This window comes from Moorena sp. SIO3I8 (genome assembly GCF_010692325.1).
Taxonomy (GTDB): Bacteria; Cyanobacteriota; Cyanobacteriia; order Cyanobacteriales; family Coleofasciculaceae; genus Moorena.
Genome location: NZ_JAAHHW010000068.1, coordinates 21,420 through 36,820 on the forward strand (window position 1 = coordinate 21,420; position 15,401 = coordinate 36,820).

16 protein-coding genes and 1 pseudogene are annotated in these 15,401 nt (G+C 44.0%); 10 read left to right on the forward strand and 7 right to left on the reverse strand.

Annotated features, from left to right (window positions below):
• Window positions 1–4 precede the first annotated feature (4 nt).
• The 7 genes from F6K51_RS22880 to F6K51_RS22910 all read left to right on the forward strand — a co-directional run bounded on the left by F6K51_RS22880 (window position 5) and on the right by F6K51_RS22910 (window position 4,512).
• Window positions 5–1,027 (forward strand): bifunctional riboflavin kinase/FAD synthetase, encoded by a 1,023-nt coding sequence (locus tag F6K51_RS22880; protein ID WP_293024526.1) that lies wholly within the window; start codon window positions 5–7, stop codon window positions 1,025–1,027.
• Window positions 1,020–1,178, forward strand: coding sequence for a hypothetical protein (locus F6K51_RS22885; RefSeq protein WP_293024528.1), 159 nt, complete (start codon window positions 1,020–1,022; stop codon window positions 1,176–1,178). The genes F6K51_RS22880 and F6K51_RS22885 overlap by 8 nt, the downstream gene beginning before the upstream one ends.
• Window positions 1,179–1,287: 109 nt before the next feature.
• Window positions 1,288–1,494 carry a hypothetical protein gene (locus tag F6K51_RS22890; RefSeq protein WP_293024529.1) on the forward strand — a complete coding sequence of 69 codons (207 nt, stop codon included), beginning with the start codon at window positions 1,288–1,290 and terminating at the stop codon, window positions 1,492–1,494.
• A gap of 392 nt (window positions 1,495–1,886) precedes the next feature.
• Window positions 1,887–2,795: a MoxR family ATPase gene (locus F6K51_RS22895; RefSeq protein WP_075899701.1), complete on the forward strand. Its 909-nt coding sequence runs from the start codon at window positions 1,887–1,889 to the stop codon at window positions 2,793–2,795.
• A gap of 19 nt (window positions 2,796–2,814) precedes the next feature.
• On the forward strand, window positions 2,815–3,384 hold the full coding sequence (locus F6K51_RS22900; RefSeq protein WP_293024531.1) for a cytochrome C: 570 nt from the start codon (window positions 2,815–2,817) through the stop codon (window positions 3,382–3,384).
• 486 nt (window positions 3,385–3,870) lie between these two features.
• Entirely contained in the window at window positions 3,871–4,008 is a 138-nt protein-coding gene (locus F6K51_RS22905) for a hypothetical protein (protein ID WP_293024533.1), read from the forward strand.
• A gap of 150 nt (window positions 4,009–4,158) precedes the next feature.
• Window positions 4,159–4,512: a hypothetical protein gene (locus F6K51_RS22910; protein ID WP_075899705.1), complete on the forward strand. Its 354-nt coding sequence runs from the start codon at window positions 4,159–4,161 to the stop codon at window positions 4,510–4,512.
• A 348-nt stretch (window positions 4,513–4,860) separates the two neighbouring features.
• Here F6K51_RS22910 and F6K51_RS22915 read toward each other — a convergent pair whose 3' ends face one another.
• Window positions 4,861–5,226, reverse strand: a complete 366-nt coding sequence (locus tag F6K51_RS22915) for a LapA family protein (RefSeq protein WP_075899707.1) — start codon at window positions 5,224–5,226, stop codon at window positions 4,861–4,863.
• A gap of 436 nt (window positions 5,227–5,662) precedes the next feature.
• On the opposite strand from F6K51_RS22915, the gene F6K51_RS22920 reads away from it, so the two are divergent.
• Complete coding sequence (locus F6K51_RS22920) at window positions 5,663–6,469, forward strand: PRC-barrel domain-containing protein (RefSeq protein WP_293024536.1); 807 nt, start codon at window positions 5,663–5,665, stop codon at window positions 6,467–6,469.
• A gap of 521 nt (window positions 6,470–6,990) precedes the next feature.
• Here F6K51_RS22920 and F6K51_RS22925 read toward each other — a convergent pair.
• Window positions 6,991–8,652 (reverse strand): ATP-binding protein, encoded by a 1,662-nt coding sequence (locus F6K51_RS22925; RefSeq protein ID WP_293024538.1) that lies wholly within the window; start codon window positions 8,650–8,652, stop codon window positions 6,991–6,993.
• 448 nt (window positions 8,653–9,100) lie between these two features.
• Here F6K51_RS22925 and F6K51_RS22930 point away from each other — a divergent pair, with 448 nt between their 5' ends.
• Window positions 9,101–10,618 carry an ATP-binding protein gene (locus F6K51_RS22930; RefSeq protein WP_293024540.1) on the forward strand — a complete coding sequence of 506 codons (1,518 nt, stop codon included), beginning with the start codon at window positions 9,101–9,103 and terminating at the stop codon, window positions 10,616–10,618.
• Window positions 10,619–10,730: 112 nt separating this feature from the next.
• Window positions 10,731–11,294, forward strand: a complete 564-nt coding sequence (locus tag F6K51_RS22935; RefSeq protein WP_293024541.1) for a Uma2 family endonuclease — start codon at window positions 10,731–10,733, stop codon at window positions 11,292–11,294.
• A gap of 215 nt (window positions 11,295–11,509) precedes the next feature.
• Here the strand turns inward: F6K51_RS22935 and rbsK are convergent, their stop codons facing one another.
• The 5 genes and pseudogenes from rbsK to F6K51_RS22960 form a co-directional block, all read right to left on the reverse strand.
• On the reverse strand, window positions 11,510–12,439 hold the full coding sequence (gene rbsK / locus F6K51_RS22940; RefSeq protein WP_293024543.1) for a ribokinase: 930 nt from the start codon (window positions 12,437–12,439) through the stop codon (window positions 11,510–11,512).
• A 500-nt stretch (window positions 12,440–12,939) separates the two neighbouring features.
• Entirely contained in the window at window positions 12,940–14,022 is a 1,083-nt protein-coding gene (locus F6K51_RS22945; RefSeq protein WP_293024545.1) for a phosphotransacetylase family protein, read from the reverse strand.
• Between the two features lie 37 nt (window positions 14,023–14,059).
• The gene (ebsA, locus tag F6K51_RS22950; RefSeq protein ID WP_008191631.1) at window positions 14,060–14,434 is read right to left on the reverse strand and encodes a type IV pilus biogenesis protein EbsA; all 375 of its coding nucleotides are present in this window, start codon (window positions 14,432–14,434) and stop codon (window positions 14,060–14,062) included.
• A gap of 353 nt (window positions 14,435–14,787) precedes the next feature.
• Window positions 14,788–15,195 carry a DCC1-like thiol-disulfide oxidoreductase family protein gene (locus tag F6K51_RS22955; protein ID WP_293024549.1) on the reverse strand — a complete coding sequence of 136 codons (408 nt, stop codon included), beginning with the start codon at window positions 15,193–15,195 and terminating at the stop codon, window positions 14,788–14,790.
• Between the two features lie 85 nt (window positions 15,196–15,280).
• Window positions 15,281–15,401: pseudogene (locus tag F6K51_RS22960) on the reverse strand (IS630 family transposase); the annotation flags it as partial.

Genomic DNA, 15,401 nt, shown 5'->3' on the forward strand with positions numbered 1-15,401 from the left:
AAGCGTGTGGATTACATCATCTCTAACTACTGCGTTAACACCAACCGCTGTTGCCCTTGGAAACTTTGACGGCGTCCATTTAGGGCATCAGCAAGTTATTGCTCCCATTTTGCCAAAGCCAGTTACTGCTCAAGCTCAAGCCCTGACATCATCCCATCTTGAGCAAATTAGTAACCCGGAAACCAGTAGCCCGAATCTAGACCCAAATCTAGAACTAATCTATCCCACCGTAGCCACCTTCAATCCCCACCCCCGAGAATTCTTTTCTGGTCAAGCCTGGAAGCTGCTGACACCACCAACGGAAAAAGCCCAACAGTTAAGTGTTTTGGGTGTGCAACAGTTAGCCCTATTACCCTTCAACCGGGAGTTAGCTTCCCTGAGTCCCCAGGAATTCGTGGAAAAAATTTTAGTGGAGCAACTCCAAGCAAAGCAAGTCAGTGTCGGAGAGGATTTTTGCTTTGGCCATAAGCGAGCTGGCACCGCAACGGATTTGGATGCGATCGCCTCCGCCTACGGTATTACCGTGCATATCGTATCCTTGTACAAACGTCAAGAGCAACGGATCAGTAGTTCCAGCATTCGCCAATCCTTAGCCGAAGGGGATATCGACAAAGCCAACCGATTCCTAGGACGGCCATACACCCTAATCGGAAGAGTAGAGAAAGGTCAACAACTCGGTAGAACCATTGGATTTCCCACCGCTAACCTCCACTTACCCCCAGACAAATTTTTACCCAAGCTCGGGGTTTACTGCGTCGAAGTCTCCCATACCCCTGAACCCTCTCACCGAGACACCAATTTATCTTCCCATCCTGGTGTCATGAATATTGGTATGCGCCCCACCGTCAAAGGCACCAGTTTAACCGTCGAAGTTCATCTATTCGATTGGTCCGGAGACTTATATGGCCAAACCCTAACCGTAAGCCTCCAGAAATTTATCCGCCCCGAACAAAAATTCTCCTCCCTAGACCAGCTCAAAGCCCAAATTCAGAGAGACTGTGAAGCTGCTCGGGATTTTTTTGGTTAAGGGAATCGGGAATCGGGAATCGGGAATCGGGAATCGGGAGTCGGGAGTCGGGAGTCGGGAGTCGGGAATCGGGAGTCAGATCAGTAACTGGCTTCTTCTTGTTCCCCCCTTATTAAGGGGGGTTAGGGGGGATCACTCATCAGGGGTTTAGGGGAGGCTAAGCAATTCTTGATTAGAATTCTGTAGTTGCTCAACCTACCTGGAAAATTCTGTATTGGTGATGGGATCGCGCTTTCGTTTATGGGATCGCGCTTTCGTTTATGGGATCGCGTTTTCGTTTATGGGATCGCGTTTTCGTTTATGGGATCGCGCTTTCGTTTATGCGATCGCGTTTTCGTTTATGGGATCGGGTTTTCGTTTATGCGATCGCGCTTTCGTTTATGCGATCGCGCTTTCGTTTATGCGATCGCTTCTGTATTGGTGATGCGATCGCTTCTTTCGTAGTGATGCGATCGCTAATCCCGTAGCTAAACCCCAACACAAAATCAGTTTGACTGGTGGTGCGTTACGGTGCGGACTATCCCAACACTGGTTACGAGGAGGTTGAACATGCTGGCAAGCCCGCCCCTAACGCACCCTACTCGACTCGACTCCCGATTCGGGGTAAGAAACTTGCATCAACCTCATAAGTATGATAAACCCCATCTCCCCATCTCCCCATCTCCCCATCTCCCCATCTCCCTATCTCCCTATCTCCCCACACTCTTGTGAATTACCATTTTCCGAAAACCCTTGCTAGCTTATAGGAGATAGGGGGATGTTTGCCCTGTTCCCTGCTCCCTGTTCCCTGTTCCCTGTTCCCTGTTCCCTGTTCCCTAAAACCCAAGACTTTGTCCCTCACCCAATTGAACACTGCTATATGAGACAACGAATTCAACAGCTCCAGGAAAATCTCGGTCGTGTGATTGTTGGTAAAGCAGATGCCATTCGTCTAGTGATAGTGGCCCTATTGGCTGGGGGTCATGCCTTGCTGGAAGATGTCCCTGGTGTGGGCAAAACACTCCTAGCAAAATCCCTAGCTCGTTCCATAGATGGGAAATTTCAACGTATTCAATGTACCCCTGACCTATTACCTACCGATATCACAGGTACCAATATCTGGAATCAGCGCAGTGGTGAATTTGAATTTCTGCCAGGTCCAGTATTTACCCATGTCTTGCTAACCGATGAAATTAATCGAGCCACACCCCGGACCCAGTCAGCCTTATTAGAAGTAATGGAAGAGCAGCAGGTTACTGTAGATGGGCGATCGCGTCCCGTACCTCAGCCCTTTTTCGTGATTGCCACCCAAAATCCCGTGGAATATCAAGGTACCTTCCCCTTGCCAGAAGCCCAAATGGATCGATTCCTATTATCGTTATCCCTAGGTTATCCCACAGAACAAGAAGAACTCCAGATGTTGCAACGCCATCTAGAAGGAATGATGGTTTCCGAGCTCACCCCCTGTATCACCACCGATGAAGTATTAGAATTACGGAATCTTTGTCACCAGGTCAAAGTAGAACAGTCACTACAAGAGTATATGCTCAATTTAGTCAGAGCATCCCGTTCCGCCGAAGATGTCACCTTAGGAGTCAGTCCTCGCGGTACCATTGCTTTACAACGGGCAACCCAGGCACTAGCCTTTATCGAAGGTCGAGATTATGCCATTCCAGATGATATCAAGTTCCTGGCACCTTATGTACTGTCCCATCGTCTCATTACGTCGGGGGGGCGTCGTGCTCAGCCCATTGTTGAGCAATTGTTGCGCTCTGTACCAATTCCTTAAAGAGTGTTGTGTGTGAGGTATGTCCAAATTTTTTAAGTCAAGAAACCCAAGGCGAAACCGTAGACGTTCACCTTGGGTTCTATTGTTATTGCTAATTTTTTGGAGTATTAGCATAGGATGGGGACTGGAGCGAGCCGTAGGATATACGATTGAGCCAGAAACAGTTACCTCCAACCCCACCGAAGTAATCGCATCCATGGACCCAGTGTCCAAACGCTACAAATTAGGCAAAGACCTTTACCTAGAAAACTGTTCCGCTTGTCACATTGCTTTACCACCAGAAGTATTGCCTACCGAAACCTGGCGTCGGTTATTGTTAGAGCCAAACGAACATTATGGTACCCAACTACCAAGACTACTTGGTCCAAGTTTATTGCTCACCTGGCAATACTTGCGAGATTTCTCCCGTCCCCATAACAAAGACGAAGAAGTCCCTTATCGTATGACCCAATCCCGTTATTTCAATGCCCTGCATCCCCGAGTCAAAATCCCTCGACCCTTTGGCGTTAAAACCTGTGTGACTTGTCATCCCGGTGTCGCAAACTATGATTACCGCACCCTGACCCCAGAATGGCAAGATGCCCAGTAATCCGGTGATAGGGAGATAGGGAGATAGGGAGATGGGGAGATAGGGAGATAGGGAGATCTCACAAGGGTAGGTTTTTTACATTTGGGTCCTGCCCCACCCCCAACCCCCGACCGGTCGGGGGCGGATCAGAAGGAGAGGAAAAGGAAAACAACGAAGAAATGATGATTTTTAGCGATGCAGCAAGGGAACAGGGGGTTTCCCCCACTCGCTATTGCATCAAGACAACGACAAATTAAGTATATTTTCTTATCCCCCACACCCCACACCCCACAACCCACACCCCACACCTGAGGTCTTTGTTAAAAACCTACCCCTGTGAGGATAGGGAGATGGGGAGGTGGGGAGATAGGTAGATAGGGATATTAGGTAATTATAGCACTTTCTAGTCTAATCAGATACACAAGATTTTTTCACTCTTCCCTTTTGCCTCTTGCCTCTTGCCTCTTGCCTCTTGCCTCTTGCCTCTTGCCTCTTGCCTCTTGCCTCTTGCCTCTTGCCTCTTCCCGATTCCCTACTCCCTACTCCCTACTCCCTACTCCCTGTTCCGGTGTGTTACAGCCTATAGCATTGTGTTACAATTACTACAAAACCAATTTAACAATTCCTTTAGTATTTAGTGCATAGCAGTTCTATAGGATTAGTAAACAGTCAGAGTTCTGATCCAGAACACAGAACACAAAACTCATCAAAATCTACTAATCTCGATCACCTTGGCTGGAAAGGTTGAGGTAACTGGTGAAAAGGATAACTGGTAAAAAGGAAGGTATTTAACCTATGAAATACACCTTTGAAATCTTAGGAGTATCTCCTGTCCTAGACTTTTTCAATCATCAACAGACGTTGAGTCAGAGAAAAGTCCCACCCCGGCTGAAATACTTAGGTACTTATCACTGTACCCTGGATGCTTTAATTGAATCAGCTGAAACCCTTCCCTCCCAGGCAGATTGGGGTATAGATCAAGCTGTAGACAGTGTGATTGAATTCTGGATGAATCACCCAGAAATCATCAGTTATTGGAAACAACGATTAAATGATGCTGGTAAGGATAATTTACTAGTGTCAAGGGTGGCAGATTTTGAATCATTAAAAGCTGAGTTTGAATCCTTGATCAGTAGTTCAAATAGGTAAGCTATCAGCTATCAGCTATCAGCTATCAGCTATCAGCTATCAGCTATCAGCTATCAGCTATCAGCTATCAGCTATCAGCTATCAGCGATTAGCGCTACTTGAGATGCTACTTGAGGTGCTATCAGCTATCAGCTTTTTAAAAAAAGAGGTAAGTATTCATTTAATCTATTTTACTTATCCTGATCTACTTTTATGTTGACTTTCAATTCTCATTAATCTCGAACTATTAAATTCTACCGTTTGCCCATTGCCCATTGCCCATAGGCGCACTATACGCAGGGTTTCTTTTAGTTGACGGCTGACGGCTGACGGCTGACGGCTGACCGCTCAATACCAACAGTTTTCCAGCTATTGCGGCTCAGATTCTGCTAATGAGGCACCTATCTTACTTTTTAAACTATCTTCTAAATACTCTATTCTTTTGCGTTGATTATCAATATTTACTATTGTTTCATTATAATCCTGCTCTAATTCATTAATCCGTTTCCGTTGCCGAGCTAGTTTACGACTTTGGTTAATTAGAGTAGGTGTGGAGATTAATAAACCGGCTAAACAGCCCATAGAAAGAGTTAAAAGAATCACTAGAGATAAAGGTTCTTCTACAGTCCAAACCCCAAAGTTTACCGCCACAATTGCTTTATTTTGGAGGGCGAATAAAATAGCTGCTATAGCTAAGCCGATCACGAAGCCTGAAATCAAAAACAATAAGCGCATAGTCTCAACTCACTCCTTGGTAATCCCCTAGATCAGACTTGACTCAATTATTGTAAGCTAAAATCTAGATGGAAAAAATCACAGAGGAGTACACAAGCATTTAGCATTCAGCGGTCAGCGGTCAGCCGTCAGTTTAAAATAAACCTTGAACCGGAGCATTGAATAATGTTTACCTGTTTTCTTGATGCAGTCGCTCATGGGGGGGACCCCCAAGACCGCGCTGCATCGCTTATTCAAAAGCACCGATTGCGCTACGCGCACGCTGGGCAAACAGTAGCCTGCCCATAGCCCATAAGCTGATAGCTGACTGCTGACCGCTAACGGCACCTCAAGTAGCACCATCTGTAGGGCATAGGCTTACCTGATAGCTTACCGTTGCTGAGCCTTCTGTGTCTTTTTCCGACCGCCAGTTCTTAACTATTGGAGACATGAATAGATGTCTTTACTATTTATCCAACCCAAACCGATCAGGCAGAGCCAGTTAATCAATCGTCTAGTCTTAGAGCGTCAGACCACCGAAGAAATTGGTCATGTCGATCAACTCTTGTTGGACTATCAAGCTCATCGAGTTGTTGCCTTAAGGTGTAAGTCTGGATTACTTGGGACGAAAAAACGGTACTTTGCTTGGAGTCAAGTAGAGAGTATTGGCACTGATAGTATTCTCGTCAACACTAGCAAAAATCACAAAGCTCAACAGAAAACCGAGTCTTGGGATTCACTGATCGGACATGAGGTGTGGACAGATGCGGGTAACAAAATTGGTAAGCTAGTGGACTACTTACTCAAACCCAAAAGCGGTACTGTAGTTAACTATCTCTTCTCCGACGTTGGCTGGCATGGGGTTATGGATGGTATGTATCTACTCCCACCAGTAGCAATTTCGAGTATTGGCAGCAAGCGGGTAATTGTACTGGATGCAGTTGCTCAAAATAGTAAACAGTATGGGGAAGGACTTAATCAAAAAATTGGTCAAGCTACAGACCTGATCAAGGAAGATTATCAAAAAACTGTCCAGGAATTTCAAGCTGTCAAGCAAAAAGCTCAACATATACCAGAACAGTTGAAAGATAAAGCCCAATCAGTCACTGAACAGTTGAAGGATAAAGCCAAAGCTACCACCGCACAGTTCAAAGATAAAGCTCAATCAGTCACTGAGCAGTTGAAAGACAGAGCCAATGCTACTACCGCACACTTAAAGGATAAAGCTCAATCAGTTACGAAGCAGTTGAAAGACAAAAAATAACTGGAGTCTAAGGATTTTTTATGAGGGGATAATTTCTGCCTATGGCTGTTAATTGGGAATTGGGAATTGGGAATTGGGAATTGGGAATTGGGAATTTTTCATTTTCCATTTTCCATTAACGTAAGTATTCAGCGGTCAGCGGTCAGCGGTCAGCCGTTGGCCTTGGCCACGTAGCTGAATGCTTACCTTTTGCCTTTTGCCTTTTGCCTTAAAAGGATAAGCTTTATCCCTCACCAAAATAATAATTTCTATAAGTATTTAACGGAACTATATATGATGGCTTAAAAATACCTTTTACCAACTATAGCGTTTATCATAGCTATGAGGTACACATTATTTTTTCCCTCTTCCCTCTTCCCTCTTCCCATATCCGCTGCTCCCTGCTCCCTGCTCCCTGCTCCCTAAAACCCAGAGATTTGTACCTCATGGGTATAAGACTTGCTATATATTAGTCTTCGGAGCTTCGCATCTTATGGGGATTTGCGGTTAAATAAATCAATTTTTGTAAGTCATACTAACCACTAACGAAGCAATGGTAAAGATACCTTAATACGAGTACCTACACCTATTTCACTTTCCATAACTATTTCACCTTGATGGTGTTCCACATAACTTTTTACAATTGATAAGCCCAATCCAATTCCCCCTATGGAACCGATATTACTCCCGCGACTAAAGGAATTAAATAACTCACCTTGCTCCTGCTTAGGAATGCCAATACCTTCATCTGTAACTTCCAGTATTACTTGATTATTTTCACACTTAAGGTTAAGTTCGACTGTGCCTCCTTGAGGAGAATATTTAATAGCGTTAGAGAGGAGATTAGTTAGCATTTGTCGTAGCATCTTAGGATCTGATGTAAATTCCTTACAATCACCTTCATGGCTAAACAATATCTGGTGTTTATCTGTGGTTTTAGATTTGATTTCATCAACTAATTTAATACAAAATCCAACTAAGTATATAGGTTCTGGTTTGAAATTTAGTTGGTCAAATTCCGTCTTGTTAATAAATAGCACATCATCCACTAAACCAGTCAGGTGCTGAACCATGGATTGGATACGTCTACAATGTTTTACTTGCCGAGTCGGATCAATTTTATCACAGTACCGTTCCAGGATTGCTGCTGATGAATAAATCGTAGTTAATGGGGTGCGGTATTCATGGGAAATGCTAGAGATAATCCGAGATTTAAATTTGCTCAATTCTTTCTCTTTCACCAGTGATTGACGTAGTTTAACTTCCAAAACTTGGAGCTGAGCATTGGCTACTCTTAGTTCAACTGTGCGCTCTTTAACCCGACGTTCTAACTCATCATTCAGTTGCTTCTGAGCAATTTCTATTTCCTTGCGAGTGGTGATATCTCGCAGTGATGCCATATAGGCTTTTTTCCCTTCCCATTGAATTTCTACTAGCTGGATTTCGACAATAACAATTTTTCCATAGGAGGAGCAAATATCTAGTTCTGTAGTTTGGCCAACCACTAGGGAACTGCACCATATTTCTCCTTGGAGTATTTCCGCTTTACAGTTGATCAGGGATTCTGCTGCTGGATTAACAAATTGAATCACTCGATTGTGATCAATAATGACAACACCATCAGCATTTCTGGTAATCATGGTGCGAAATTGCTCTTCACTGGCTCGTAGGGCTTCAGTTTGTCGCTTCAGTGCTAACAGCAGTCGTTGCCGCTCAATGCCATAGCGCATCGCTCGTACCAATAGGTTCCGATCAAATTGTCCTTTAACTAAGTAATCCTGTGCTCCTTCTTGTAGCGCTTCTATGGCTAAATTCTCATCAGTCAGTCCACTCAGAATGATTATAGGCACTTCCGGAAACTGGGCATAAATTTCACAAAATGTCTCTAGGCCTTGCTGATCTGGTAAGAACAGGTCACAGAGTACGATATCAATATTTCCATGCTTTAGGCATTCGATACCTTGCTCTAAGGTCTCTACATGGGTGAGTGTTGCTGGAAAATGTTTGGCCTTTTTGAGTAATGCTTTAATGAGCTCAATATCCTGGATATCGTCCTCAATTAAGAGGATTCGGGTACAATCAGGATGCTCTGGTCTTTCTTTGGGCAGTTTATTCTGAAAATAAATAACTGAAGCAGGGACTGGTGCAGGGAAATTGCTTTGATCAGCTGAAGGAGAAGTGACTGGTAGGTATGTTGATGACATTGAAATACCGTTAACTAATCAACAAACATCTGTGAGATATGAATTAACTCTATTATGTTAATGTTGACTTAAAAAAAAACCTGTTTCCACCGTAATTTCACTAATCGTTATCTCCGTACTTATACGGATAATTTCCTAAAAAATTCACATAAAATCCGTATAATCCTTGAGATTAAGGGGATTAAAATACTAAAAAGTATACCGTCTGAGGGTCTTCGATGGATCATTTCGCCTCGAATGATAAAATTAATCTTAAATCTGAGGAGGCGTAATCGTAGTAAGATTTCAAGAATTAGGTTTATCCTTGAAGGCATTAGGCATGATCAGCTTAGGCTAAGGGCTGATCGTTTCTGACAAGTCGGACACGATATCAATTTTAGCTTTGTCCTCTACACTGGCAGCAACTGGTTCGGTTCTCAGTTGTGCTCAAGATCTGAGTTAAATAAGCATGTTTCAAACTACTCGCCGACGCCTTGCTCTGTGGTACACTACGGTCACGGCAGTCTTACTGTTATTATTTGCAACTGCTGTCTATCTTTATGTCCGCCACACCCTGATTGAACGGGTTGATGACACCCTCAAACATGTCGTAGAAGTGGTAGAGCGATCACTGGTGATTCAACCTGTGGACCATGGCGAGATGCCCTACCAATTTAACATTGAAGCCAGTTTTCGAGACAATAGTGATGGGGTAGAAGATGACCACATTGACCTGGAGTGGTTTAGTCCGAAGGGGGATTTGCTGTGGTCAACCTTCTCAGAACCCTTAACTATTCCCTTAAAGACCAACACCACTAGGGCAACAGTTCATTTATCAGCAGAGCATCTCCTGCGACAGTTAACCCAACTGGTGCAAATCGAGGATTATATCTTGGGTTATTTACGGGTTAGCCACCCATGGTTTGAAGTCACCAAACCCAGCCACCAACTGATATTTGATCTGACTCTAGGTACAGTGGTGATAATTATCTCTACTGGTGCTATTGGTTGGTTACTATCTGGTATGGCTATGGAACCAGTACGGGAGTCCTACCAACGGCTCAAACAATTCACTGCTGATGCTTCCCACGAACTCAGAAACCCGATTGCCACGATTCAGACTAATGTACAAGTTGCTCTGGGGGATCCCGATTTGGCATCTGAGCTGCAACGGCACCAACTCGAAGTGATAGAGCGATTAACCCAGCGCTTAGGAAAACTGGTCAATGACCTGCTGTTTTTGGCTCGTGCTGATAGCGGTATGGTAAAACCCCAGTGGCAATTAGTCCACCTAGATGCTTTGCTAATGGAAGTGATCGAGGAGCAACAACTGATTGCTACAGAAAAAGGGATTTCCCTGTACTTGATTGACATCCCCAATCCCGATCAGGTACAGGGGACAGAGGAGAAAGAGGGGGAGATGGAGGATGGTCAAGCATTTCGGCCAGCCTGCCCTAGTCAGGTGTTCCAAAATCCAACATTCGACGAAGATGCCTTTACCCTTGAGGGGGATTGGAATCAATTGGCACGTTTATTTACCAATCTAGTGAATAATGCTGTGCAATACACACCCGCTTCTACCAAAACTCCAGGGGAAGCATTTATTCAAGTGGAATTACAACAGTTAGAACCTCCCAGCAAACATAGGGCAAGAAACCTGCCATTCCTCACCGTTACTCCCTCATGGGGGGGAACCCCAAGACCGCGCTACCTCCTTCAAGTCAAGGTAACTGATTCCGGTCGAGGCATATCACCATCAGCATTACCTCACATTTTTGATCGCTTTTATCGAGCTGATCCAGCTAGACCTTATGATACAGCAAAAGGAGCTGGGCTAGGTTTAGCGATCGCTAAAACAATAGTTGAGAATCACCACGGTCAAATCGAAGTTAAAAGCACTCTCAACCAAGGGACAACGTTTACAGTTACAATACCCCTTTTTAGAAAAAGCAATATTGAAGGCCCTGTCGAAAGCGAGCAGGTATGAAAGCAAAAATATTTTGTCTTATCATATGTCGCGGTTTCGGTCAGGGGGAGTTTCGCGCTATAGTTTAAATCAAGCTCAACTAGCTCCAAAACAGGACATAAAAGAGGTGGTTATGGTTGCTTCTTATCACAGAGAGTACATGACTCCCGAAGCTTATCTAGACTGGGAAGAAAAGCAAGAACTTAACTATGAATACATCGACGGCGAAGTCTATGCTATGACTGGGGGAACTATTCCCCACGGAACCATTGCTCTGAATCTTGCCACTGCCTTAAAAAGCCATCTGCGGGGAGGTTCCTGTCGTCCTTTTATCTTTAGTGTCAAAGTGGGTGTATCAGAAAAAGGACCCTTTCACTACCCTGATGTCATGGTAACCTGCGACCAACGAGACAGCAATCGGCTCAAAGTCATTTATCATCCCTGTCTGATTGCGGAAGTCCTCTCTCCCTCCACTGAAGCCTTTGATCGAGGTCGCAAATTTGCTAACTATCGCCGCATCAAAACCTTACAAGAATACCTTTTGATTGATACTCAACAGATCACTATCGAGTGTTTCCGGCGCAATCCACAAGGCAAATGGGAACTTAATCCCTACACAGAAGGAGAGGAAATTCACTTGACCAGCATTGATTTTAGTTGTCCCATCTCCTTAATTTATGAGGATGTTACTGTATAGTTACTGTATAGTAGTGACTGCTGAGTGGCTGAGTTTTGAAAAAGACGTACTACCCTCAATAATTTGCTCAAACTGGATTAATTAGTACTAATGAATAGGTCTACCATCAGGATTTCCAGTAGTAGCAAATTCCGGGAAAATGATCTATTACCAATCACTAATATCTAAAAATAAATATCTAATATCTAATATCTAAGACTATCATGCTATCATAGCTAATAGCTAATACCTAATTCTGTGAGAAAGGCATTGAATGTCTCTTGATCAGGCAAAGACGGCTGAGCCCCAGCCTTAGTCACAGCAAGCGCCCCAGCTGCAGCTCCCCATATTACCGATTGCCGCAACGGTAACCCTTTGGCTATTGCCACAGCCATTGCACCATTAAAGGCATCTCCAGCTGCCACAGTATCCACAGCCTCAACAGAAAAAGCAGGGACGAAGAACGATTCAGAAGCAGTGGCACAGAAAACCCCCTGCTCCCCTAAGGTCACAATCACCGTATCCACACCTCGTTGCAACAGTACTTCTGATGCGTTCTTCGCTGACTCTATGGTATCGACAGGAAAATCCACTAGTACAGAGGCTTCCAACTGATTCGGTGTCATAATATCCACCATGCCATACAGTTCCTCTGGCAAGTCCTGAGCTGGTGCTGGGTCAAGAATCACTGGACAACCCACTTTCTGAGCTGCGGCTGCTGCTAAAAGCACCACTGACATGGGAATCTCCAACTGCATCAATAAAACAGCGGCTTCTGGCAACAAACTACTGAGGCGTTCCACATCAGTTTCATTAACATGCCCATTAGCACCAGCCAGGAAAATAATGGTATTCTCCCCAGCCTGATCCACCGAAATCACTGCAATCCCAGAACTCACCGCCTCCTCAACCAAAACGCTATCGATGTCAACACCCGTTACCCCTAGACTGTAGCGTAGCTGAGTGCCAAAATCATCACAACCAACGCGCCCCACCATGTTAGTGGGGATACCCAACCGTGCTACCGCCACAGCTTGATTGGCCCCTTTCCCACCAGGAGCAGTAAAAAATTCATGGCCTTGTAGTGTTTCACCTGGAACTGGTAACCGGGGAGTTTTGGCTACCAAATCCATATTGATACTGCCGAAAACAATAACTGGTTTCATCGTTAACAGAATTACAAGTTAGCAAATTTAAAGTTGAAAAGAGTTAGAAGGCAAGCAAGTTTAACGTTGTTCGCTTAGCGTAGCCTTTTGGCAAACGTTTTAACCTTCAACATTATAACCTGACAACCTTCCAAATTAATGATGACAAAAACCAGAATTGTTTTCATATTTAATTTCTAGCAATTCTACGACTTGTGAGGTACAAATTTATGGGTTTTAGGGAGCAGGGAGCAGGGAGCAGGGAGCAGGTAAGAGTAACCCACCCCTAACCCCTCCCAGGAGGGGAAGTGAGGTAAGAGGGAAAAAATAATGTGTACCTCATAGCTACGAGAAACGCTATAATAGAGTTACCTTTAACAGAGTTATAATTTATTTAGTAACTTTCAAGTTAACGTTTTAAACTTGGCCAATAGCCCACGCTACGGAACCTGCAAACCTACCCTATACAGAATCGCATTGTGCGAATAACCTTCTCACCTTTTAACCTTCAACTAATGCATCTATAAAGCTGGTTTCAAACCAAGTAACTTGATCAACCGCTCAATGTCGAAATATTCATTCATCATCTGTTGCATACACTCCACCTTAATTGCTTCATGGAGATGTACTTGACCAAAAGAATTGTCAATAATCTCAACAGTAGTGAGGGTGTCTAAATCAACGGAAAGTACGGGAATTTCAAACTCTTCAGCACGTCTGAGAATAACCGCTTGAGGCTGAACTTGACCGGTAAGAATTAAACAGTGGGTTGAGGTTTCTAGAGCAGCCATCTGAAGGTCTGGGCGATCGCCTCCCGTCACCACCGCCATATTAACGCCCTTGCGTAGATACTTCAGAGCAGCATTGACATTCATCGCCCCAATGGTCAAGCTTTCCACCATCAAATCCAAGCGGTCAGGGCAGCATAGCACATTAGCTTGCAACTGATGTACTAGTTCCCGAACACTAACACTGCGCAACAGATTATTTCTAGGCATCATTCCCAATACTGGGATTTCTTGCCGTTCCAGAAACGGTTTCAATGTTGTTTTTACCCTTGATAGCTTGTCTTGGGGAATATCATTAATTAAAACTCCCAGTAAGCTTTCCCCTAGACGTTGCTTAGCAAATAACAACGCATCTGCTAGTAAAACCGAGTGAAAACGAGCCACCAATAAGACAGCAGCATCAATTGTCTGAGCAACTTTTGGTAATGATAAGTTAAACAGAGTCCCCGCACTCAAGGTTGCTGCTCCTTCCACCAAAACTACATCACTATTTAGTGGTTGGAGATAGTCTTGAAGAGACTGACGGTAATCGGTTGAGTCTTGTCCTCCCAAGCGTTTTTCAATGGTTTGAGCATCCATAAACAGCAAAGGCGATCGCACCATGTTATCTGGCAACTTAAGTATGTCAGTGATAAACTGGACATCTTCCTCTATCGTTGACCCTTGATTGCTACTCAAAAAGGTACCCATTGGTTTACAGTAGGCAATCGTTATCCCTTTTGCTTGCAGTTGATCGGCAATTCCCAGGATCGTTGCTGACTTACCGCTGTAAGCTTCTGTTGACCCAATTAGTAAATACTTAGCGGATTTTGCCACCCCTTATTTACACTCCTATAACTAGAGAACTGGTTGTTTATTCATCAATGCGTAGTAGTTTGCGGTAGAATGCCTTGGAAAAATCCGTTATGCGCGATCGCTTAAAGTTCATAATCACTTCGATTAAGTAATTCACAAACTCAGAATTTTGCATAGTCAGTTCGTAACTGAGATCCGCGTTACCATCAAACTGTAATCGGCAACGAGTTAATTCCGAAGGAAGATTAGATACAAACCAAGTAGCAACGAAGGGAATACTATCACCGCCTTCTATGTGGCGACGACCTTCCAAAGACCCTTGTTGGTAGAGGCTAATTGCTATAGGTAAAAGATTCCGTTTATTACCCTGGTAGTAGGGAACATAAATCCCGACAGCTCCTTTGTCGGCAGGCTTAAGTTTTTCGATCGACATGGCTGAATATCACTCAATTGCCGTTGATGGTATTGATGTAACTATTCCTATGGGACAATCTCCGTGATGGAAAACCCATCACGATCAGATGATTAGTCCAGGAAAATAAGTATTCTAATACATTACATTCAACTTTCCTATAGGTTAAGCTTATCCCCAAAGTTTAAAATAGGGAATTGTGTGTTTCTAATTACAAGAAGCGCGGATAAAAGTTGATTGAGTGTAAGCATTTAGCTCTGCTGCTCTGCTGCTCTGCTGCTCATGCGCTACTTGAGGTACTGACGGCTGACGGCATTAGGGTGACGGCATTAGGCTGACGGCTGAATGCTTATGATTGAGTTTCTAGTCTAGCCTCAACTGGGATTAGCCTTGCAACCTACTGGGTAAACCGATTTATACGTAGTAGAACGCTTACCAAACCAACTGTAACGATTATCCCGAATCTGCTCGTAAACCTGATCCCCTACCGACTTCACCCCAGGCATTGCCCGATAAGCGGATACAAAGATATTACCCAATGGCAATAGACGCCCAATCTCTTCAGCGGCATCACTTCCTTGCCATCGACAATCATCAGAAGAAGCATCGATCAAAATCATACCCATCTCACACTCGAGAGGTGTTACCCCTAATTTTCCGCAAGCTTCTTTATCCTGCATGGGTATGTAATCAAATAGCTTGCCCTGATCTAGATTTTCTAATAGTTGTACCAGAGTCACACAAAGATTACAGTCGCCATCGTAAATAACGTGATATCCCATTGCTGCCTCTTTCCTAAATCCTAGTTTATCTGCCCCAAAATAGCTTATCACCCTATTTTCGACTACTACTGTAGTCCTAAAGCACCTAAACAAAATTAATTACATATTCTTCCCCAAAATTGTCAAGCACTTTTTTGAGATATTCAAGAAAGCTTTTCCAGTTTTCGTAAGCATCAATTTCAATCCACTCATACTTAATAAATTTC